At 59.2% G+C, this 21836-nt stretch carries 19 protein-coding genes; 10 read left to right on the top strand and 9 right to left on the bottom strand.

All coding sequences use genetic code 11. The features are described from left to right. Positions 1–27: 27 nt before the first annotated feature. The 3 genes from AC3WMT_RS10850 to AC3WMT_RS10840 form a co-directional block, all read right to left on the bottom strand. Entirely contained in the window at positions 28–918 is an 891-nt protein-coding gene (locus AC3WMT_RS10850) for a pseudouridine synthase (RefSeq protein ID WP_103304770.1), read from the bottom strand. A gap of 64 nt (positions 919–982) precedes the next feature. Next, positions 983–1300 (bottom strand): transcriptional regulator, encoded by a 318-nt coding sequence (locus AC3WMT_RS10845; RefSeq protein WP_095189592.1) that lies wholly within the window; start codon positions 1298–1300, stop codon positions 983–985. 111 nt (positions 1301–1411) lie between these two features. After that, on the bottom strand, positions 1412–1648 hold the full coding sequence (locus tag AC3WMT_RS10840) for a glutaredoxin family protein (protein WP_103304769.1): 237 nt from the start codon (positions 1646–1648) through the stop codon (positions 1412–1414). A gap of 208 nt (positions 1649–1856) precedes the next feature. On the opposite strand from AC3WMT_RS10840, the gene AC3WMT_RS10835 reads away from it, so the two are divergent. Next, positions 1857–3569, top strand: a complete 1713-nt coding sequence (locus tag AC3WMT_RS10835; protein ID WP_103304768.1) for a cation:proton antiporter — start codon at positions 1857–1859, stop codon at positions 3567–3569. On the opposite strand, the gene AC3WMT_RS10830 is transcribed toward AC3WMT_RS10835, so the two are convergent. Beyond that, on the bottom strand, positions 3566–4774 hold the full coding sequence (locus AC3WMT_RS10830; RefSeq protein ID WP_103304767.1) for an ammonium transporter: 1209 nt from the start codon (positions 4772–4774) through the stop codon (positions 3566–3568). The genes AC3WMT_RS10835 and AC3WMT_RS10830 overlap by 4 nt on opposite strands. 305 nt (positions 4775–5079) lie before the next feature. Here AC3WMT_RS10830 and AC3WMT_RS10825 point away from each other — a divergent pair, with 305 nt between their 5' ends. The 8 genes from AC3WMT_RS10825 to AC3WMT_RS10790 all read left to right on the top strand — a co-directional run bounded on the left by AC3WMT_RS10825 (position 5080) and on the right by AC3WMT_RS10790 (position 16472). Next, a complete protein-coding gene (locus AC3WMT_RS10825; protein ID WP_103304766.1) occupies positions 5080–5394 on the top strand; it encodes an ElaB/YgaM/YqjD family protein in 315 nt (104 codons plus the stop codon). Between the two features lie 2 nt (positions 5395–5396). Beyond that, the gene (locus tag AC3WMT_RS10820) at positions 5397–5783 is read left to right on the top strand and encodes a phage holin family protein (RefSeq protein ID WP_103304765.1); all 387 of its coding nucleotides are present in this window, start codon (positions 5397–5399) and stop codon (positions 5781–5783) included. Beyond that, positions 5780–6118, top strand: a complete 339-nt coding sequence (locus tag AC3WMT_RS10815) for a hypothetical protein (protein WP_103304764.1) — start codon at positions 5780–5782, stop codon at positions 6116–6118. Before AC3WMT_RS10820 ends, AC3WMT_RS10815 begins: the two co-directional genes overlap by 4 nt. 124 nt (positions 6119–6242) lie before the next feature. Continuing rightward, positions 6243–7406, top strand: a complete 1164-nt coding sequence (locus tag AC3WMT_RS10810) for an EAL domain-containing protein (RefSeq protein WP_103304763.1) — start codon at positions 6243–6245, stop codon at positions 7404–7406. A 70-nt stretch (positions 7407–7476) separates the two neighbouring features. Further along, positions 7477–8805 carry a deoxyguanosinetriphosphate triphosphohydrolase gene (locus AC3WMT_RS10805; RefSeq protein WP_103304762.1) on the top strand — a complete coding sequence of 443 codons (1329 nt, stop codon included), beginning with the start codon at positions 7477–7479 and terminating at the stop codon, positions 8803–8805. A gap of 392 nt (positions 8806–9197) precedes the next feature. Next, positions 9198–9824 carry a response regulator transcription factor gene (locus tag AC3WMT_RS10800; protein WP_103304761.1) on the top strand — a complete coding sequence of 209 codons (627 nt, stop codon included), beginning with the start codon at positions 9198–9200 and terminating at the stop codon, positions 9822–9824. Positions 9825–9832: 8 nt separating this feature from the next. Next, on the top strand, positions 9833–13477 hold the full coding sequence (locus tag AC3WMT_RS10795) for a transporter substrate-binding domain-containing protein (RefSeq protein ID WP_103304760.1): 3645 nt from the start codon (positions 9833–9835) through the stop codon (positions 13475–13477). A 49-nt stretch (positions 13478–13526) separates the two neighbouring features. Continuing rightward, positions 13527–16472 (top strand): HD domain-containing phosphohydrolase, encoded by a 2946-nt coding sequence (locus tag AC3WMT_RS10790; RefSeq protein WP_103304759.1) that lies wholly within the window; start codon positions 13527–13529, stop codon positions 16470–16472. Here AC3WMT_RS10790 and AC3WMT_RS10785 read toward each other — a convergent pair whose 3' ends face one another. Further along, positions 16473–16955, bottom strand: coding sequence for a GAF domain-containing protein (locus tag AC3WMT_RS10785; protein WP_103304758.1), 483 nt, complete (start codon positions 16953–16955; stop codon positions 16473–16475). It lies immediately after the preceding gene. Then, the gene (locus AC3WMT_RS10780) at positions 16952–17842 is read right to left on the bottom strand and encodes an ATP-binding protein (protein ID WP_103304757.1); all 891 of its coding nucleotides are present in this window, start codon (positions 17840–17842) and stop codon (positions 16952–16954) included. The genes AC3WMT_RS10785 and AC3WMT_RS10780 overlap by 4 nt, the downstream gene beginning before the upstream one ends. A gap of 166 nt (positions 17843–18008) precedes the next feature. Here AC3WMT_RS10780 and AC3WMT_RS10775 point away from each other — a divergent pair, with 166 nt between their 5' ends. After that, complete coding sequence (locus AC3WMT_RS10775; RefSeq protein WP_103304756.1) at positions 18009–20330, top strand: hybrid sensor histidine kinase/response regulator; 2322 nt, start codon at positions 18009–18011, stop codon at positions 20328–20330. Here the strand turns inward: AC3WMT_RS10775 and AC3WMT_RS10770 are convergent. The 3 genes from AC3WMT_RS10770 to msrB form a co-directional block, all read right to left on the bottom strand. Beyond that, positions 20314–20775: a MarR family winged helix-turn-helix transcriptional regulator gene (locus AC3WMT_RS10770; protein WP_103304755.1), complete on the bottom strand. Its 462-nt coding sequence runs from the start codon at positions 20773–20775 to the stop codon at positions 20314–20316. The two genes, AC3WMT_RS10775 and AC3WMT_RS10770, sit on opposite strands and share 17 nt — an antisense overlap. Next, positions 20772–21257 carry a glutathione peroxidase gene (locus tag AC3WMT_RS10765; protein WP_103304754.1) on the bottom strand — a complete coding sequence of 162 codons (486 nt, stop codon included), beginning with the start codon at positions 21255–21257 and terminating at the stop codon, positions 20772–20774. The genes AC3WMT_RS10770 and AC3WMT_RS10765 overlap by 4 nt, the downstream gene beginning before the upstream one ends. Before the next feature lie 101 nt (positions 21258–21358). Next, complete coding sequence (msrB, locus tag AC3WMT_RS10760) at positions 21359–21754, bottom strand: peptide-methionine (R)-S-oxide reductase MsrB (RefSeq protein ID WP_103304829.1); 396 nt, start codon at positions 21752–21754, stop codon at positions 21359–21361. Between the last annotated feature and the right edge of the window lie 82 nt (positions 21755–21836).

Raw genomic sequence — 21836 nt, 5'->3', positions numbered from 1 at the left:
TCATGGGCATTCGAAAAGGCTGCAATGTCACCACTGCAAGGTGATGCGGCTTTCGAATTCGCGCGCCTCGCCGGTGACCGGGTCGATAAAACGCAGTCCCTGTGCGAGCAGTTTCAGCGGATTGGCGTAATCATCCTCGACGTCTTTCAGCGCATCCGGATAAAACGGATCGTTGCAGATACTCGCCCCTAACGCAGTCATATGGACACGCAGTTGATGCTTCTTGCCGGTCACCGGATAGAGGCCATAGCGCCAGAGATCGCCGTTCTTCTCTCGAACTTCCACGGCCGTTTCGGTGTTGCTGACACCCGGGCCTTCCTGCATGCGGAAAAACGGCTCGCCATCGACCAGACGACTTTTGTGCACCAGGGGGAATTCCAGCCCAGGCAATGCCGGGGCAATCGCTTCATAGCGCTTGTCGATCTGCCGCGTCGGAAACAGCGACTGATAGGCGGAACGGGTTTGCGGATTGGCCGAGAAAATCACCAGCCCCGCCGTATGCCGGTCAATTCGGTGCAGGGGCACCAGATGGGGATTGTCGAGGCGACGGATGAGTCTGCGCAGCAAGGTCTGCTCGACATATTCGCCGGCCGGCGTCACCGGCAGGAAATGCGGTTTGTCCGCCACCACCAGATGCTCATCGGCATAGAGGATCGACTCGACCACCGGAATCGGTTTTTCATCCGGCACTTCACGAAAATAGTGAATCCGCAGGCCTTCCTTGTAGGCCAGGTCCAGCGCAATCGGCTGCCCCTGACCATCCAGCACCCGGCCCCGAGCGATTCGGTCCAGCCATTGTTCGCGGCCAATGGCACTGAAATGCTCGCACAGGCAGTCGAGTACGGTCAGCCAAGGCCCCGGCGGCAGATAAAGCGTACTGGCCTGACTCTGTGCAGCAGAAAATGTTGGTATGGACATACGGAAATTCGAACCCTCAAGGCAGGCCGGCATTATCCAACACTGCCGAGAACGAACCTAGTCTTCAGGCAGGAATCGATTTGAGCGCCGCCGCTTCAGTGAATTCCTTGAGCCAGCGCAAGACGTCGACAGCCTCCCAGCGGCCCGGGTCATACAAGGCGTAAAGCAGCCCCTGATAACCGACCACATCCAGTTGCCGGTGATAGCCGGCGCGCTGAAACAAGGCTTCGATCTCGGCAAAGCAGGTGTTGAAATGCAGTTTGTTGAACGGCGTCTTGCCTTCCGTGACCAGCCCGTCCAAGCGCAGTTCGAGAACGGCCTCGCGCACCACGTCAACCGACATCCGGTTCACGCTGTTCTTCAACTGTTCGACATTCACCACGGTTCATCCCTCTGACCCAATTACTGTATGAAAATACAGTAACCGAATAAGCCGCAAAGTGCCAAGGGATGGATTGGCAGTGGCGACCAGCGGAATGAGGCAGAAATCGCATCAACCAAGAAATGCCACAACCTCATCGGCACTGAACGGCCAACCCAGTTCCGCCCCGGTATCGACTCGGCGCAGGACTGGAATCCGCAGGCTGTAAGCCTCGTACCAGGACTCGTCATCAGCGATATCCACCAGCTCGACGAGCAAGCCGCGCTCGACGAACTCCATCAGCATGGCTTCCGCGACTTCACACAGATGACACCCCAAAGTACCGAACAACTGACATTCAGGCAGCATGATTGCTCGACCAAAAAAATAGTGCGCCTATTCTAGGCCGCTGCAGAAAACCCGTCGAGCCAGCGCCGCCAAAAGGCTGTAGCGCATTTGTGGCGTCTCACTTGCAAAACCCTGACGCAAATCAGTCCGGTCAAATACCAATTACGCGATGCTCCCCGACTTTTTGCCTCTACGCTTGAGAAGCCAGAGCCTGACATCGGAGTGTCTAGTGTTTGCCAACCTGTTGATCATCCTCGCCTCGTCCCTCGTGGTGATTGCCCTGTTCCGTCGCCTGCGGCTGCCACCGGTATTGGGTTACCTGTGCGTGGGATTGCTGGTCGGGCCGAGTGCATTCGATTGGGTCAACGAAAGCGAACATCTGCCCGATGTGGCTGAACTGGGCGTGGTGTTCCTGCTGTTTTCGCTGGGTCTGGAGTTTTCCCTGTCGAAAATGATTGCACTGCGCCAGGTGGTGTTTCGCCTGGGCAGTCAGCAGGTGATGATCACAGCGGTGCTGTTGGGTCTGCTGTTGATGCTGCTGGGGATGCCGATGACGCCCGCTCTTTTGCTCGGTGCCGGACTGTCGTTGTCGTCCACGGCGATCGTCACCAAAGAGTTGGGCAGCCTCGGTGAGGTGTTCAGCAGCCACGGCCAGAATGCCGTCGGCGTTTTGCTGTTCCAGGACGTGGTTGCGGTACTGCTGCTGACCCTGGTGCCGGTGTTCGCCGGAAGCAGTGATCAGGCCTGGTACTGGGCACTGCCACTGACCCTGGCGAAAACCGTGGTGCTGTTTGTCGGGCTGCTGCTCGCCAGTCGCTGGCTGTTGCCTCGGCTGTTCCATGAAGTCGCCGCCTCGCGCTCGGCAGAACTGTTTGTGCTATTGGCGCTGGTGATTGTGCTGCTGACCGCATGGCTCACCCACCTGCTCGGCTTGTCCCCTGCACTGGGCGCATTTCTCGCCGGCATGCTGCTTGGCGAAAGCCATTACCGGCATCAGATCGAAGCCGATATCCGGCCCTTCCGCGACATTCTGCTCGGGGTGTTTTTTGTCAGCATTGGCATGCTGATCGACCTGCAATTGTTCGTCAGTCACAGCCTCTTGATCCTCGGCCTCACCCTCGGTCTGATGGTGATAAAGGGCATCGTGGTGGCGCTGCTGGTGAAGTGGCGCGGCAGTGACAGTGAAACGGCATGGCGCAGCGGTCTGGCCTTGGCTCAGGGTGGCGAATTCTGTTTTGCGCTGATGGCGCAGATGCAGCAAAACAATCTGATGCCTGCCGAGTTGGGCGCTCTGTTGCTCGCGGCGACATTCTGCTCGATGCTGCTGACACCGCTATTACTGCGCGCGGCGCCACGCATTGCTTTGGCCCTGCACCGCAAGCCCAATCAGGAAGCACAGATCGAGGAGATCAGCGCGCTGAATGCCGACCTCGACAAGCATGTGGTGATTTGCGGATACGGGCGCGTCGGTCAATCCATCGGGCGCTTCATGCGTAACGCGAAGCAGCCTTATATCGCCCTGGACAACGACCCGGTGCGAGTACAGGAAGCAGCCGCCGGGGAAAGTGACGTGCATTACGGCGATTCTTCACGCGCCGATCTGCTCACCGCCGTCGGCCTGTTGCGCGCACGTTTGCTGGTGATTGCCGTGGACCAGAGCGACATCGCCTTGCGCATCCTCAAGGAAGCCCGCCGCCTCAATGCGCATGTGCCGATCCTGGTGCGCACCCGCGACGACAGCCAATGGGCCGAACTGAAAGCCGCCGGCGCCACCGAAGTGGTGCCGGAGTTGTTGGAGTCGAGTCTGATGCTCGCCTCGCACGCGCTGATCATGCTCGGTCTGCCGGCGCATCAAGTGCAGGAGAAAGTCGATCAGGTGCGCATCGATCGCTATCGTCTGCTGCACGGTTTTTATCCCGGGGCCGACGATGAGGAAACCTAATCCTGACTCACGGCGCCGATCTTGTGCAGCGACAGGTCAGCGCCGTAATACTCTTGTTCCTGACTCAGGCGCAGCCCATGCAGCGCCTTGATCACACCGTAAACCACAAAGCCACCGATCAGCGCTACCGCGACGCCGAGCGCGGTGCCGATCAACTGGCTGATCAGGCTGACGCCGCCGAGGCCGCCAAGTGCGGTCTTGCCGAAAATACCGCAGGCGATCCCGCCCCACACACCGCACAAGCCGTGCAACGGCCACACACCCAATACATCATCGATGCGCCATTTGACCTGCGCCGCGGTGAAGCACCAGACAAACAGCGCACCGGCGATGCTCCCGGTCACCAGAGCGCCGACAGGATGCATCAGATCGGAACCGGCGCAGATCGCCACCAGACCGGCCAAGGGGCCGTTATGCAGAAACCCCGGGTCGTTGCGCCCGACGATCAACGCCGCCACCGTGCCGCCAACCATCGCCATCAACGAATTGACCGCTACCAGGCCGCTGACACCTTGCAAGGTCTGCGCACTCATCACGTTGAAGCCAAACCAGCCGACAATCAGAATCCACGAACCCAGCGCCAGAAAAGGAATACTCGACGGCGCGAAGGCCACCAACCGGCCATCGCGATAACGCCCATTGCGCGGGCCGAGCAACAACACCGCCGCCAGCGCCAGCCAGCCGCCCATGGCGTGTACCACTACGGAACCGGCGAAGTCATGGAACGCCGCCCCGAACTGCGCCGTCAGCCAGGCTTGCAGACCAAAGTTGCCGTTCCAGATCATCCCTTCGAAAAACGGATAGATGAATGCCACGATCAATGCCGTGGCGCACAATTGCGGAACGAAGCGCGCACGTTCGGCAATGCCGCCGGAAATGATCGCCGGGATGGCTGCGGCAAAAGTCAGCAGGAAGAAAAACTTCACCAGACTATAGCCATGATCGGCGCTCAGAACGGCCGCCGGCTGCATGAAGGTCACGCCGTAGGAGATCCAGTAGCCTATAAAGAAATAGGCCAGGGTCGAGACGGCAAAATCGCTGAGGATTTTCGACAACGCGTTGACCTGATTTTTCTGCCGAACCGTGCCGACTTCGAGGAAGGCGAAACCGGCGTGCATCGCCAGCACCATCACCGCGCCGATCAAGATGAACAACGTATTGGAGCTGTGAACCAGAGTCTCCACAGCGCTTTGCAGATTTTCCATAAAGAGGCAGACCTGAAAGGTAAAAAAGCACCAAAGCAGTTCATGCGCGCATTTCATGCACCAAGTTGCGACCAAGCAGTCACGGATCCGCAGGTCCGTTGAACCGCTTTGGCGCACAAGGTCGATGTCCTGACACGAACCGGGATTATTTGAGTTAAGGTTTTGCGGCTTGCACGCCCGGCAACAGCGCACGACTACCGGGCAACGCACCACTACATAGCAAAAGCTGTACCAGTCATTTGTACTGAACCTTCGCGCAAGGCTCATACTCGAACGCTTCAGACGCCACTTACGGAGATCCAAACATGGCCAGCATCAAGGCAAAGACTGCTCAAGACATTCTGATGAACGATTTCCAGACACTGGTTGCCGACACCGAACGGTTGCTCGAACACACCGCCACTCTGGCCGGTGATCAGGCGGATGAGCTGCGTGAGCAGATCCACGAAAGCCTGTTGCGGGCACGGGAAACCCTGAAGCTGACCGAAGAAACCGTACGCGAACGCGGTCAGGCTGCGGTCACCGCCACCGAAGATTACGTATCGGCCAACCCTTGGCAGTCCGTCGGCATCGCGGCCGGTGTCGGCTTCCTGATTGGCCTGCTGGCTACTCGGCGCTGATCATGTCGATCGGTGAATCCGGCCCGACTGCGGGCACCGCATCCTCCACGCGGCGTCTGGGCGCCGCCGTTCTTGGCTTGCTGCACAGCCATGTCGAGTTGTTCGGCATCGAGTTGCAAGAGCAGAAAGCACGCACCGTCAGCCTGTTGCTGTTTGCGGGTCTGGCGCTGGTGTTTGCCCTGCTGTTGCTGGTCGGTTTGTCGACCTTGGTACTGATCGTGTTCTGGGACACCTATCGCCTGCCCGCGATCATTGGCCTGTGCGTGTTCTATACCCTGGCGGCGGCCTTCTGCGGCTTGCGTTTGAAGGCTGCGGTTTTCGATGAATCCTCGCCCTTCCATGGCACTCTGGAAGAATTGGCCAATGATCGGGAGCGCCTGCTGCCATGAGCCTGCCTGAACTTCCACACAACAGCTCGCGCCGGGAAATGCGCAAGGCGCTGATTCGTCTGCGCATGGAAATGCATCGGCAGGAAATTCGTCATGAAGCCGGGCAAGTGCTGCAACCCCTGCAGCGCATGCGCGGCATGACGCAAAACCTGCAAGGTGGTTTCGGCATCAAACACGCCCCGTTGTGGGGAGTGGCCGCTGTCACGCTGCTGGGTTTTATCACCGGTAAGGGCGCGAAAAGTGGCGGTGTCGGTGGCCTGACGCGGTTGGTTCGTCTCGGCACCAGTCTCGGGCCGCTGATCAGATTGGTCATGCAGAGTTCGGGCAAGCGCTGACCTGACGCATCTGGCTACATTCTTGCAATGACGGCGGGATGAACCTCTTTATCCAGAGGTTCAATCCCGTGCGCCTACCCGGTCGACGGGGTTCAGTCAGAACAAGAACGACTAAGGAGGCCCCGTGATCGACGGGCAACCGCTCGCCTGCTTTCAACCTTTCATAGATACCGCCACCGGACGCATTGCTGGCGTCGAAGCGTTGGGCCGCCTGCGCCAGGCCGATGGGCAACTGACGTCAGTCGGGCCTCTGTTTGCCGACCCGCGCACGCCGGCCATCGCTTTGCGTCGCCTCGACCGGCAGATTCGTGACAACGCCCTCAGCCGTTTGCACGAAGCCCCGGCGGACTGGTTTCTCAGTTTGAACATGTCGCCGCGCTGGATCAGCCGCCTGCGTTCCGACCAAGCCCTGCCCAGCCTCAAGCAGATGGCGCGGCACGGCGTCGATCCACAACGCATCGTGTTTGAAATCACTGAACTGGGCGGCAACAGCCAACGCCTGGCCGAAGTGGTGGCGCGGTATCGCGAGGCTGGTGCGCGAATCGCCATTGATGATTTTGGTGCCGGTTATTCGCAACTGGATCGCGTGCTGGCGCTGCAACCGGATATCCTCAAACTCGACATGCGCCTGTTTCAGGCCGCAGCTCTCGGCGGACCGAGCAGCGACGTGGTCAAGGCCCTGGCGCAGATGGCCGAGAAGACCGGCTGCTGGATCATTGCCGAAGGGGTCGAGACCGAGGCCCAACTGAATTTCGCGCTGGAGTGCGGGTCGCGTTATGTGCAGGGTTTTCTGTTCGCCCGGGCACAAGAGGCGTTTTACCCCACTGACGCGTTCGTGCACCGCTTCGCCGAACTGCGCCAACGCTATGTCCGGCAGAAACTGGCAGAACGCGGGCGTTTGATGCAAATGCGCCAGCAACTCGGCGAGTTGATGACGATCCTGCAAAGTTGGGCCCAGGCCCATGCGCCGCTCAGCGCATTGCCACAATTGGAGGCCTTCCCATGGCTGCTGCGGTTTTATCAGTGCGACCGCCACGGTACGCAACTGACGCCTAACCTGGAATGGCGCCATAACGGCTGGATCGCCGATGACCGCTATCTGGGGCACAACTGGTCATGGCGGCCGTACTTCTACCATTTGCTCGCCGAAGGCTGGGAAGAGCGTCGCCTGACCCTCTCAAACACCTACCGCGATGCCACCAGCAACCAGTATTGCCTGACGGCCGGGCAGTTCTTCGACAATGGCGAACGCCTGCTGCTGATCGACATTGATGCAGCGGGATTGTAGTTCCGCTTGCAGGTGCAAGGCCGAACCCGGAAGCTAGGGCAATTCAGCCATCAGACGGAGAGAATCAGCCTTGGATTGGCATACCCTGCTCAACCGCGAACGCCTCGGAAAGCCGCTGCACAGCCCGCAAGAACTCGGCCGCAGCCCTTTTCACAAAGATCACGACCGCATCATCTTCTCCGGCGCTTTCCGTCGCCTGGGACGCAAGACGCAAGTCCACCCGGTGACCAGCAACGATCACATCCACACGCGTCTGACCCATTCGCTGGAAGTCAGTTGTGTCGGCCGTTCACTGGGCATGCGCGTTGGTGAAACCCTGCGCGGCGCCCTGCCGGAATGGTGCGACCCCAGCGATCTGGGCATGGTCGTGCAATCGGCATGTCTGGCTCACGACATCGGCAATCCACCATTCGGCCATTCCGGTGAAGACGCCATTCGCCACTGGTTTCAACAGGCCGCCGGGCGCGGCTGGCTGGACGGCATGAGCGAAGCCGAGCGCGGTGACTTCCTCAATTTCGAAGGCAATGCCCAGGGTTTTCGGGTGCTCACTCAACTTGAGTACCATCAGTTCGACGGCGGTACCCGCCTGACCTACGCCACCCTTGGCACTTATCTGAAATACCCGTGGACCGCCCGTCACGCAGACTCTCTCGGCTACAAGAAACACAAGTTCGGCTGCTATCAGAGCGAACTGCCATTGCTTGAGCAGATCGCTCACAAACTGGGTCTGCCACAACTGGAAGACCAGCGTTGGGCGCGTCACCCGTTGGTGTACCTGATGGAGGCTGCCGACGATATCTGCTATGCGCTGATCGACCTCGAAGATGGTCTCGAGATGGAGTTGCTGGAGTACGCCGAAGTCGAATCGCTGCTACTCGGGCTGGTCGGCGATGACTTGCCGGAAACCTATCGTCAACTGGGTCCGCAGGATTCGCGGCGGCGCAAACTGGCGATCCTGCGCGGCAAGGCCATTGAGCATCTGACCAATGCGGCGGCGCGAGCCTTCGTCGAGCAACAGGACGCACTGCTCGCTGGCACCTTGCAGGGGGATCTGGTCGAGCATATGCATGGCCCGGCCAAACGCTGCGTGCTGAACGCCAAAGACATCGCCCGCAAGAAAATCTTTCAGGACAAACGCAAAACCCTGCACGAAATCGGCGCTTACACGACGCTGGAGATTCTGCTCAATTCGTTCTGCGGTGCTGCGCTGGAACAACACAACGGGCGCACCCCATCGTTCAAGAGCCGTCGTATCCTCGATTTGCTTGGCAACAACGCACCGGATCCACAGGGTTCATTGCACACGTCCTTTTTGCGCATGATCGATTTCATTGCCGGCATGACCGACAGTTACGCCAGCGACATGGCGCTGGAAATGACCGGTCGCTCCAGTCACTGATCAAACAATATTCAACTGGCCGGCAAGATCGGCCAGTTGACTACATTACAATCACTTGCAACGTCCGATATTAGAGTCGCCGCTCGCGTTTTCAGCGACTTGATGACGCAATGTAACTACATGATACAAACAACCAACTTTTCAGCAGCCACAAGCTTTAAACACCTACAAAAAAGTCTGTCATAGCCAGCATTTGCAAAACGTTCAAAGCAAACTATAAACCGCTGCAAATCCCGCACTTCCTTACGTCGAACCTAGTTTGACCGTAGTCCCTTTCCTCATTAATTGTAGGATTAATCCGATAGCACGACTGAAGCGATGTCAGTTCATGCGAGTGCTCATTCATCTGAGCTAAGGTGCGCGCTTTATTCGTGCTTGTATGGGATTTGATTATGAACTCCGTTTTTATTGTCGACGATCACCCGGTCATCCGTCTCGCCGTTCGCATGCTGCTCGAACATGAAGGTTATAAGGTCGTCGGTGAGACCGATAATGGGGTCGATGCCATGCAGATGGTGCGCGAGTGCATGCCAGACCTGATCATTCTCGATATCAGCATCCCCAAACTCGACGGCCTGGAAGTGCTGGCTCGCTTCAACGCAATGAGTTCGCCATTGAAAACCCTGGTGCTGACGGCCCAATGCCCGACCTTGTTCGGTATTCGCTGCATGCAATCCGGCGCTTCCGGTTATGTCTGCAAGCAGGAAGACTTGAGCGAGTTGGTCAGTGCAATAAAAGCGGTACTTTCCGGTTACAACTATTTCCCAAGTCAGGCATTGAATCCGGTTCGCAGTGACGACATTCGTTATACGGAGCTGGAGCTCTTCAAGTCCGTCAATGATCGCGAATTGATGGTTTTGCAATTGTTTGCCCAGGGTCGCACCAACAAGGAAATCGCCAAGGGCATGTTTCTCAGCAATAAAACCGTCAGCACCTATAAAAAACGCCTGATGCAAAAACTCAAAGCCAAATCCCTTGTAGAACTTATCGAGATGGCCAAACGCAACGCACTCGTGTGAGACCCCGCATGCCCAGTCGTTTAAAGGACTATTTAATGACATTGATCGCCGGCCTGTGCCTGAGCGCCAATGTGTTCGCCATGCCGGTTGCTTCACCGGGCTATGCCTTGCTCAGCCGATCGGCGAGCGAGTCAGTGCCCGTCGCGTTCGAACAGTCTCAACGACAGTGGCTGCAAACCCGTAGTGAGCTGATATTGGGCACTTCCGCGCCGGACTATCCCCCCTTCGACATGACCGTCAGCGGACACGATTATGAGGGCCTGACCGCCGACTATGTCGGCCTGCTCAGTCAAAGCACCGGTTTGCCGATCCGGGTCAAACGCTTTCCCTCGCGCGATGCCGCGATTCGCGCACTGGTCGACGGTCAGGTTGACCTTCTCGGTACGGCGAACGGCTATGAAGCGAATAACGCCAACCTCGCGCTTTCCGCACCCTACGCCAATGATCAGCCCGTGCTCGTCACCCGCGAAGACGATACCCGCTCCCTGACGAATGGGCTCGCGGGATTGCGCTTGAGCATGGTGTATCACTACCTGCCCTTGCACGAGGTCAAGGCGCTGTATCCCAAAGCGCTCATTACTTGCTACCCCTCCTACCAGAATGCAATCAACGCCGTCGCGTTCGATCAGGCCGATGTGTTTCTCGGCGACACCATTTCCACCCACTACATGATCAACAAGGGCTACCTGAACAACGTGCGCATGGCCAATTTCGGCAAGCAGGACGCTCACGGATTCAGTTTCGCCATACGTCGCAACAACCCGCAGTTGCTCGACATCGTCGACACCGTGCTCAACGCCGTGCCACGCAGCGAACGCGAGAACATTGCCAAACGCTGGAGCGCTGGCAGCGATCTGCTGCTGACCGATCAAAAGCTGCAACTGACCGAACGTGAAGAAACCTGGCTCAAACAGCACCCCGTGGTGAAAGTGGTCGTGAACGAGGCTTATGCGCCGCTGACGTTCTTCGACAGTGGCGGCAATTTTCGCGGGATCAGCGCCGATCTGCTTGAACTGATCCGCCTGCGCACCGGCCTGCGTTTCGAGATCCAGCGCAGTCGAAACGACGCCGAGATGATCAGACAGATAGACAGCCATCAGGCCGATCTCATCGCTGCTTTGCTACCCACTGCCGAGCGGGAGAAAACCCTCGATTTCAGTCGACCCTATCTGGAAAACTCTTATGTCCTGCTGACGCGCAAGAGCGCCGACAGCCCGACAAACCTGGGTCAGCTCAAAGGCAAACAACTGGCAATCGCCCAAGGCAACCCGATGGTCGAATACCTGCGACGCGAGTTTCCACGGATCCAGTTGATCGAAACAGCAGACACCTTCAGCGCTGTCTCGCTCCTTGCCGAAGGTCATGTCGACGGCGCGGTGAATTCACTGGTGATCGCCAACTACTTCATTTCTTCGCGGATCTTCGAGCGAGCGCTCCAGATCACTACCACCATTGGCACCGGTCAGGCTGCGTTTTCTCTGGTCACCGCACGGGACAACACCGACCTGGGTTCGATCATCAACAAAGCGTTACTGAGCATTTCCCCGGAAGAACTGGGCGTGATCAATGGCCGCTGGCGCGGTTACTCCACCGCTTCGCAAAACATCTGGCGCAATTACCAGCGCCAGTTCTATCAAGTGATTATCGGCGCCTGCCTGCTCCTGCTGCTCTTGCTGGCCTGGAATGCCTACATGCGACACCAGATCAAGCAACGCAAGGCCGCCGAACGGGCCTTGAACGACCAGTTCGAATTCATGCGCTCGCTGGTCAACGGAACGCCGCATCCGATTTACGTCCGCGACCGCCAGGGTCTGCTGCAAAGCTGCAACGACAGCTACCTCGAAGCGTTCAATGCCAAGCGTGAGGACGTTATCGGCAAAAGCGTCATTCAAGGCACCTTGAGCAACGCCTTCGAAGCTCACGCCTTCCACGCCGATTATCAGCGAGTGGTTGCCGAAGGCACGCCGCTGCTGCTCGACCGACCGCTGCACATCGGCAACCGGCGCCTGACGATCTATCACTGGATACTTCCCTATCGCGATTCCAGCGGCGATGTGCAAGGCATCATCGGTGGCTGGATCGACATCAGCGAACGCCGTCAGCTGTTCGAAGAGTTACGCACCGCCAAGGAGCAGGCCGACGAGGCCAATCGCGCGAAAAGCACGTTCCTGGCCACCATGAGCCATGAAATCCGCACTCCGATGAATGCCGTGATCGGCATGCTCGAACTGACCCTGAGACGCATGGATCAACAGCATCCGGATCGCTCCTCGATCGACACCGCCTACCATTCGGCCAAGGATCTGCTCGGGCTGATCGGCGATATTCTCGACATCGCACGGATCGAGTCCGGTCGCCTGAGCCTGTGCCCGGAACGAGTCAATCTGGTCGACACGGTGACGTCCGTCGCGAGGATCTTCGACGGCCTCGCCCGGCAGAAGAATCTCGCCCTGCAAGTCATCTTCAATCCGCCGGATATGGCGGTCGATGTTCATCTTGATCCGTTGCGCTTCAAGCAAGTGCTGTCGAACCTGGTGAGCAATGCCATCAAATTCACCGAACAAGGCCACATCAGGATTACCGTGGATCTCATGACCACCGACATGACTGAGCGCGCGCTGATGCAACTGAGCGTTCAGGACAGCGGTATCGGGATCGCCGCAGAGGATCAGCAGCGCTTGTTCGAACCCTTCGCCCAAGCGGAAAACAGCCATCAGCAGGCCCGCAGCGGCGCAGGGCTGGGGCTGGTCATCAGTCGCAACCTGTGCGAAATGATGGGAGGTCAGTTGCAGTTGAGCAGCCAGCCCGGCATAGGCACGCAAGTCTGTGTTTCGCTGCCGCTGGAAACCTTGCCTGCACAAGTCAGCACAGCCAAGGACGAGCCCTCGATAAAGACATCCCAGACGCCCCTGCGTGTGCTGGTGGTGGACGACCATCCGGCCAACCGGTTGTTGATGTGCCAACAACTGGAGTTCCTCGGCCATCACTTCAGCATCGCCGAAAACGGCTGCAGCGGGCTGAAACTGTGGCAGGAAGGTGGCTTCGATCTGGTGATTGTCGACTGCAACATGCCGTTGATGAATGGCTATGAACTGACTCGCGCCATTCGCCAGCAGGAGCTGCAGAACCGCTGCCCACCCTGCATCGTGCTGGGTTTCACGGCTAACGCCCAACCCGAGGAAATCCAGCGTTGCAAACAGGCCGGCATGAACGACTGTCTGTTCAAACCCTTGAGCCTGAGTCTGCTTAGCCAGTGGGTCGATGGCATCACCCCGGCGTCTCGCCCCCCCGTTTTCAACCTGCAAAGCCTGAACATGTTGACCGGCGGCAGTCCTGCGCAGGCCAAACGACTGTTGGTTGAACTGCTCAAAAGCAGCCGTCTCGATCGCCAGGAACTGCTCGGACTGTCACCACAGCAGGATCGCGGCGCGTTGGCGGTGGTCGCCCACAAGATCAAGGGGGCGGCGCGCATCGCCCAGGCAGTGCGCGTGATCGAATGTTGCGAGGCCCTTGAACAAGCCTGTGCACAGGCAATGGACACCGATGAGATCAATCGCCGTTGCGAGGCGAGCAACCGGGCGATGGTCGAACTGGAGCAAGCCTTGCAGCAACAATTGGCATCGTCTGATCAAGGCGCAATGAGCTTGCCTTAACTATGCTTTGGCGCTGAGCAGTGAGTTAAACCATCATGGAGAACCGGAAATGCCCAGCCCACTGCGCCCGGAACAACGCCGGTTCCCGCTGCACGTGCACATCAGTGTCATGTTCACCTTTCTCCTGCTGCTCACGGGCGTGGTGCTGGGACTGTTCAATTACCGCCAGACAACGCAGATCATCCTGTCGAGCAGCGAGAAGCTGTTCGACAGGATCGAACAGGACGTGCGCCTGGACATGTCCGCGACCTATCAACCGATCCGGCACTTGCTCAGCCTGCTGGCAGACAACCCCGCGACCCAGGCTGCGCGCCTCGAACAACGCTTGCCGTTGCTCAGGCCGTTCAGCCAGTCGCTCACGGACAACCCGAACCTCGCCTCGTTGTACCTGGGGTATGCCAATGGCGATTTCTTCATGGTCCGCCCATTGCGCAGCACCGCCCTGAAGACGCTGCTCAAAGCTCCGGACGCAGCGGCGTATCAGGTCTGGAGCATCGAGCATGGCCCGCAAGGCAACCTGCGCTCGCAATCGCTGTTCTTCGATCAGGCACTGACGCTGATCAGCCGCCAGGACAATCCCGAGGAACCCTACGATCCGCGCAGCCGCGCCTGGTTCGTCAATGCCCGTCAGCACAGCGAACAGATCACCACCGAACCCTACGTGTTTTTCTCCACCCATAATGTCGGTACGACCCTGGCCCGGCGCAGTGGCGAGAATGCGGTGATCGGCGCCGACCTGACACTGGCCACCCTGTCTGCCACCTTGAGCAAACATGTGGTGACGCCGTCCACCGAAATCGCCCTGTTCGATGCCGACGGCAATGCCGTGGCCTACCCCGACAGTCGCCGTCTGATCGTCGATGACAGCACCGCGCATCTGGCCAAAGCGGCCGACTTGAGCCCGAGTCTGCACGCGCTGCTGTCCGGTGCACGCACGGGCAATCGCCTTGAAGCGGCTGGCCGCCAGTGGATTGTGGCCCGCAGCAGCATTGCCGAAGGCGGTCCGAAAGGCTTGCAATTGGCGTTGCTGGTGCCGGAGGACGAACTGCTGGTCGACGCCTATCGCATGCGCTGGCAGGGCGCGCTGATCACCTTGGCCACCTTACTGCTGTGCCTGCCATTGGGCTGGGTGATCTCGCGGATTCTGGTCAAGCCGTTGCACGCATTGGTCAAGGAAGCCGACGCAATCCGCAGTTTCGACTTCAATTTCCCGCTGACCCGACGCTCGCCGGTGCTGGAAGTCGACCAATTGAGCGTGTCGATGGCGCGCATGAAAGACACGCTGGCGAGTTTCTTCCGCATCACTGACACCCTCGGCGCCGAAACCCGATTCGCCCCGCTGCTGCAACGGGTGCTGTTCGAAACGGTGCAGATTGCCCAGGCACAGGCCGGACTGATTTATCTGCGAGAAAACGACGGTACGCGCATGGAACCTTACGGTCTGGTGATCGATGGCATACCGCATGCACCGGAGGCGTTCGAGATCCAGGGTCACGATCTGCAAAACAGCAAAGGCCCGGTGTGGTTCGAGCAGTTGGTCGGCAGCAACAATGTAGTCAGCAACTTTGGCGTTGATCAGGCCGGTGACCTGCAGAAAGTCTTGTTCGCGATGGCCTCGCCCCGCGTACATCTGATCGGCATTCGCCTGCACAACCGCCATGACCAAACCATCGGCCTGCTGATCCTGCTGGTCAACGACAGCGGCACCGCGGCCGATCTGGAAAAACTGCGACCCGACCGCATCGCTTTCCTGCAAGCAGTGTCCGGCGCCGCCGCAGTCAGCATCGAGAGCCAGCGCCTGCAAGCCCGGCAGAAGCAACTGCTCGATGCTTTCATTCAGTTGCTCGCCGGCGCCATCGACGCCAAGAGCCCGTATACCGGCGGGCATTGCCAGCGCGTGCCGGAACTGACCCTGATGCTCGCCCAGGCAGCTGCGGCGAGTCAGGCGCCCGCCTTCAGTGCCTATCAGCCCACCGAAGACGAGTGGGAGGCCCTCCACATTGCCGCGTGGTTGCATGATTGCGGCAAGGTCACGACGCCGGAGTATGTGGTCGACAAGGCGACCAAACTGGAAACCATCAACGACCGTATCCACGAGATCCGCACGCGTTTCGAAGTGCTCAAGCGCGATGCCTGGATCAGTTACTGGCAGGCACTGGCTCTGGGTGGAGACGAACTGTCAATTGCCGCATTGCGCGATGCGACCCTGACGGCACTGGACGAGGACTTTGCCTTTGTTGCCCGTTGCAACCTGGGCAGTGAAGCGATGGCCGAGGCCGATCTGCAACGACTGAATGATCTGTCCCAGCACACCTGGATGCGCACCCTGGATGACCGCCTGGGCGTGTCGTGGGAAGAAAACCGGCGTCAGGCCCTAACACCCGCGCCGACCTTGCCAGTCAGCGAAAAGCTGCTCGCAGACAAGCCCGAACATCTGCTCGAACGTGACAGAAACGAGTTGATCCCGGAAGACAATCCGTGGGGGTTCAAGCTGGACGTGCCGCGTTACAAATATAATCGCGGTGAGTTGTACAACCTGAGCATCACCCGCGGCACGCTGACCCGCGAAGAGCGCTACATCATCAATCACCATATGGTGCAGACGATCATGATGCTCAGCCACCTGCCCTTCCCCGGCCACCTCGACAGCATTGCCGAGATCGCCGGTGGTCATCATGAAAAAATGGACGGCACCGGTTACCCGAAACGCCTCAAGCGCGAAGAAATGAGCCTGCCGGCGCGGATGATGGCGATTGCCGATATTTTCGAGGCACTGACCGCGGCCGATCGCCCGTACAAGAAAGCCAAGACATTGAGCGAAGCGTTGGGGATCATGGCGACCATGTGCCGCGAGGCGCACATCGACGCGCAGCTGTTCGGACTGTTCATCAGCGATGGCGTGTACATGCAGTACGCCGTGCGTTTTCTCGATCCCCGGCAGATCGATGCCGTGGACCCGGCCAGCCTGCTGCACAAGGCTGGCCTTGCCGCGTGATCAGCAATCGGTCAGACGCAGGAAAATCGCCGCCAGTTGCTCGATACCGGCCTGATCATCCGCGCCGAAACGGGCGAGCTTCGGGCTGTCGAGATCGAGCACGCCGATCAGACGCCCCTCTTTGACCAACGGCACCACCAGTTCACTGTTCGAGGCACTGTCGCAGGCGATATGACCGGGAAACGCATGCACGTCTTCAACCCGCTGCGTCTGCAGGCTGGCCGCGGCAGCGCCACAGACACCGCGACCGAACGGAATGCGCACACAAGCGATCTGGCCCTGGAACGGGCCGAGCACCAGTTCTTCGTTGCGATTGAGGTAAAAACCGGCCCAGTTCAGATCATCGAGCTGGTTGAACAGGAATGCCGAAAACTGCGCGGCGTTGGCGATGAAATCGCGCTCGTCCGCCAACAGCGATTCCAGTTGTGCGGCCAACATGCCATAGCCTTCGAGGCCCTGGCCGCTTTGTTGCAAATCAATCATGCCTTGTGCTCCAACAATTTCAGTCCCACCCAGTAACGGGCGAATTGGTACGCGCAACGTCCGTTGCGATTACCGCGGCCGGTGGCCCAACGTACGGCGAGGATATCCAGTGCTTCGTCACGCTGCCAGCTCAGGCCGGCCTTGGCGGCCAACTGGCCGATCCAGTGCTCGACGACATTCAGGAAGTGCTCTTGAGTAAACGGGTAAAACGACAACCACAGACCAAAGCGGTCCGACAGCGCGATCTTGTCTTCCACCGCTTCGCTGGGATGCAGTTCGCCATCGACGCGCTTCCAGTTCTCGTTGTCGCTTTCCTTCTCCGGCACCAGATGGCGACGGTTGGAAGTGGCGTACAGCAAAACGTTGTCCGGCGCCTGCTCCAGCGAGCCGTCGAGCACGCTTTTGAGCACACGGTAATCGCCTTCCCCGGATTCGAACGACAGGTCGTCGCAGAACAACACAAAACGTTGCGGCAGTTTGGCGATCTGCTCGACCACTCGCGGCAAGTCGGCCAGGTGATCGCGCTCGATCTCGATCAGCCGCAGGCCTGCGCCGGCATGTTCCGCGAGCAATGCGCGTACCAGCGAGGATTTGCCGGTACCGCGCGAACCCCAGAGCAACGCGTGGTTCGCCGGCATGCCATCGAGAAACTGCTGGGTATTGCGGCCCAGTTGCTCCAGTTGCCGATCAACGCCGATCAGGTCGGACAGGCGCATGTCGAGGCTGACTTCCAGTGGCAGCAGGTACCCGCTGCGGCCGTCACGCTGCCAACGCGCGGCCAGACAAGTGCCCCAGTCGATCACCGGGCGCGGTGCCGGCAACAGCGGTTCGATCCGCGCCAGAACCGACTCGGCGCGTTCAAGAAAAGCATTCAATCGGGAATCCACGTCTTCTCCTCGGGCACGTTCACAGTAATGATGACGATCCAGCGACGACACGCAGATCAAAATTCTCGCCCCGCGCCTTGTTACAAGGCGATTCGGGAACCTCGGTATCGATACATGATCGACTATGCTTGAGCAGCGAAGGGAAACGGAAGTGGTTCAACACCCCATGGATATCAAATTCACCCACCGGCTGTCGTACAAGCAAGCCAGGCTTACTGTGCTGGTCGGGTTCATTCTGGGCACGCTGCTCAGCCTGCTGCAAATCGGCATCGATTATGCCAGTGAAGACGCCTCCATCAACCGTGAAATCCTGTCTTTGCTGGAAATCAGCCATAACCCGGCATCACGCATCGCCTACAACATCGATGCCGAACTGGCTCAAGAACTCACGTTGGGCCTGTTGCGTTCCCCGGCCATCATTTCTGCGCAACTGACCGACAACAACAATACCGTGCTGGCCAGCGTCAAACGCCCCGAGCTGCAAAGCGGCTATCGGCTGATCAGCGACTTCCTGTTCGGCGCCAAGCGCCAATTCGAAGATCGACTGTATCTGGATCATCTGCCCAATGAATCGCTGGGAGTCCTGAGCCTTGAGGTTGACACCTATGCGTTCGGCAGCCGCTTTCTGCGTCGCGCCGAAGTCACCCTGCTCAACGGTTTCGCCCGCAGCCTGATCCTCACCGGCATCCTGTTGGCGCTGTTCTACGTGATGTTGACCAAACCGCTGGTGCGGGTGATCCGCGAACTCAGCGGGCGTGATCCGCGCAGCGCCGAACCGACCACGCTGGAATGCCCGAGCGGCCACGGCAATGATGAAATCGGCGTACTGGTCAAAGTCGCCAATCAGCAATTCGAGAACATCGCCACCGAGATCCAGCAGCGACGCAATGCCGAAAACCGTCTGACCGACTACCTCGGCCAACTGGAAAACATCGTTTCGGCGCGAACCGCCGAACTCAAGGCGATCAACGCCCGGCTCAGCCAGTCCAATCAGGAACTCGAAGTCGCCCGCAGCACCGCGCTGGAAATGGCTGAAGCACGCTCGGCATTTCTCGCCAACATGAGTCACGAGATCCGTACACCGCTCAACGGTCTGCTGGGGATGATCGCGCTGTCGCTCGACGGGCCACTGAATGCCGAACAGCAGCAACAACTGTCGATCGCCCACGACTCAGGCAAGGTGCTGGTGGAGTTGCTCAACGACATTCTCGACCTGTCGAAATTCGACGCAGGGCAACTGGAGCTTGAGCACATTCCCTTCGATCTCGGCTCATTGATCGAAGACACCGCCAACCTGCTGTCGCAGAACGCGGCGCCCAGCGTCGAGTTGACCTGCCTGATCGATCCGCACTTTCCGGCGCTGGTCCTGGGCGATCCGACCCGGGTTCGGCAGATCGTCAGCAATCTGCTGTCCAACGCTCTGAAATTCACCCGTTTCGGCCGGGTGGATGTGCGCTTGTCGACCTACAAGGATGGCGTACGCATCGAGGTCTGCGACACCGGTATCGGCATCGCGCAGGAAGCCCAGGTGAAAATCTTCCAGCCGTTCACCCAGGCGGGTGCCGGCATCACCCGCCAGTACGGCGGCACCGGGCTGGGACTGGCGCTGACTTACAACCTTTGCGAAGCGATGCAGGGGCGCCTGACCATCAGCTCCGAGACCGGCTTCGGCAGCCAGTTCTGCGCCGAACTGCCACTGCCCTGCCATACCCGCGCTCTGCCGCCGACGCAGCTGCACGGCAAAGTTCTCGCCATTACCGCAGCCAGCAGCGGTCTGGCGGAGTTGCTCCGCAGTCTGCTGCCGGTCTGGGGACTTGAATACGAACAACGCACGATCGACGACTCGCTGTTGGGGCTGACGCCAGATGTGCTGATTACCGATTGTCCGGAGTGCCTGTTCGGGCTGCGTCCAACCCTCACCGCGCCCATCTTGCTGGTGACTGCCTATGGCAGTTTTCTGCCCAGCGAAGAAGCGGCGGCGCTCACCCCTCTGCAGCAACAGGCGCGACCGTTGGCGCGTAATGCGCTCTACCAGAATCTGCGACGGACCTTGCATCCCGAGGTCGCCACCATCAACGATACGCAGTTGGAAACGACGCCATTGGTACGCCGCGGAAAAGTGCTGCTGGTCGAGGACAACCCGGTCAATCAACTGGTGGCCAAAGGCATGCTCGGTAAACTCGGCTGTGATGTCGTCGTCGCCGCCCATGGCGCCGAAGCGCTGGATCAACTGGAGTATCACGCCTTCGATCTGGTGCTGATGGACTGCAATATGCCGGTGATGGACGGCTACGAAGCGAGCCGGCAAATCCGCCAGAGCGGACGCTGGCCAAACCTGCCGATCGTTGCCCTGACCGCCAACGCCATGTCCGAAGAACGCGAGCGCTGCCGGGCGGCGGGCATGAGCGACTATCTGGCCAAGCCGTTCCGCCGTGAAGAATTGGCGGCCCTGCTGGATCAGTGGATTGCGCCTACGACAGCGCCTTGATCTGCCCGAGCAGTTGATCGAGACCGTCGCGCAAGGCATTGAGCTGGTCCAGGTCCACCCCGCTGTCGCAAAGCAATCGCGCCTTGAGCGGCCCGACCTGTTCGCGAAGTGCCAGCCCGGCAGGTGTCAGACTCAGATGCACTTCACGCTCATCACGCGCCGAACGCTGACGCTGAACCAGTTGCAACTGCTCCAGGCGCTTGAGCAACGGCGTCAGCGTGCCGGAGTCCAGCGCCAGACGCTCACCCAAGGCCTTGACCGTCGGCTGCTCCGGTGCACTGTCCTGCCACTCCCACAACACCAGCATGGCCAGGTATTGCGGGTACGTCAGGCCGAGCTGATCGAGCATCGGCTTGTAGCCACGAATCACCGCCCGCGAAGCGGCGTACAACTTGAAGCACAACTGACTGTCGAGCTTCAGCGAATCAACCGACAGTTTATTCATTTGAGCAGAGCTTCGATCTCGCGGCTCAGATCCTGCGGCTTGGTAGCAGGGGCAAAGCGCTTGACCAAGTGGCCATCCTTGCCGATCAGGAACTTGGTGAAGTTCCACTTGATGCCTTGCGAGCCGAGCACGCCCGGAGCACGTTTTTTCAGTTGTACGAACAGCGGATGGGCGCCTGCACCGTTGACTTCGATCTTCTTGAACAGCGGGAAGCTGACGCCGTAGTTCAGCTCACAGAACTCGCTGATCGCGCCCTCGTTGCCCGGCTCCTGTTTGCCGAACTGGTTGCACGGGAAACCCAGCACCACCAGGCCCTGATCCTTGTAGGTCTGCCACAACTCTTCCAGACCTTTGTATTGCGGAGTGAACCCGCACTTGCTGGCGGTGTTGACCACCAGCACCGCTTTGCCAGCGTAATCGGCGAGGGTCTTTTGCTCGCCCTTGATATTGGTGACAGGGATATTCAGCAGGTTGTCGCTCATGGGTCGGCTCCGCGGGTTATCGGGAAAGGCCAAACATAGCGAGCAATTAAATTGTGCGCAATTTAATTATCCGAAAGGCGACCCGCAGGTCGCCCACTCAATTACTCGCGTGGTTCGAGATTCAGGCACACCGAATTGATGCAATAGCGCAAACCGGTCGGCGCCGGGCCGTCCGGGAACACGTGCCCCAAGTGTGCATCGCAGCGGGCGCATTTCACTTCGGTACGGATCATGCCGTGGCTGGTGTCGCGGATCTCGGTCATGGCGCTTTCGCCGATCGGCGCGTAAAAGCTCGGCCAGCCGCAGCCGGAATCGAATTTGGTCTTGGAATCGAACAGCGCTTCGTTGCAGCAGACACAGTGATAGACACCATCGGTCTTGGTGTCGTTGTATTTGCCGGAGAACGGTCGCTCGGTGGCGCTCAGACGGCACACGTTGTACTGCTCGGGGTCGAGCATGGCTTTCCATTCTTCCAGGGTTTTTTGCAACTTTTCCATCATCACACCTCAGCGGCTGAAAAAGCCCGATCTGTACCTTTTCCACGGATCGGGCGGCACGTATGATTGCGCCTCGTCACGC

Source organism: Pseudomonas sp. FW305-7, from assembly GCF_058786735.1.
This window is presented reverse-complemented; position numbering and strand designations above follow the sequence as displayed.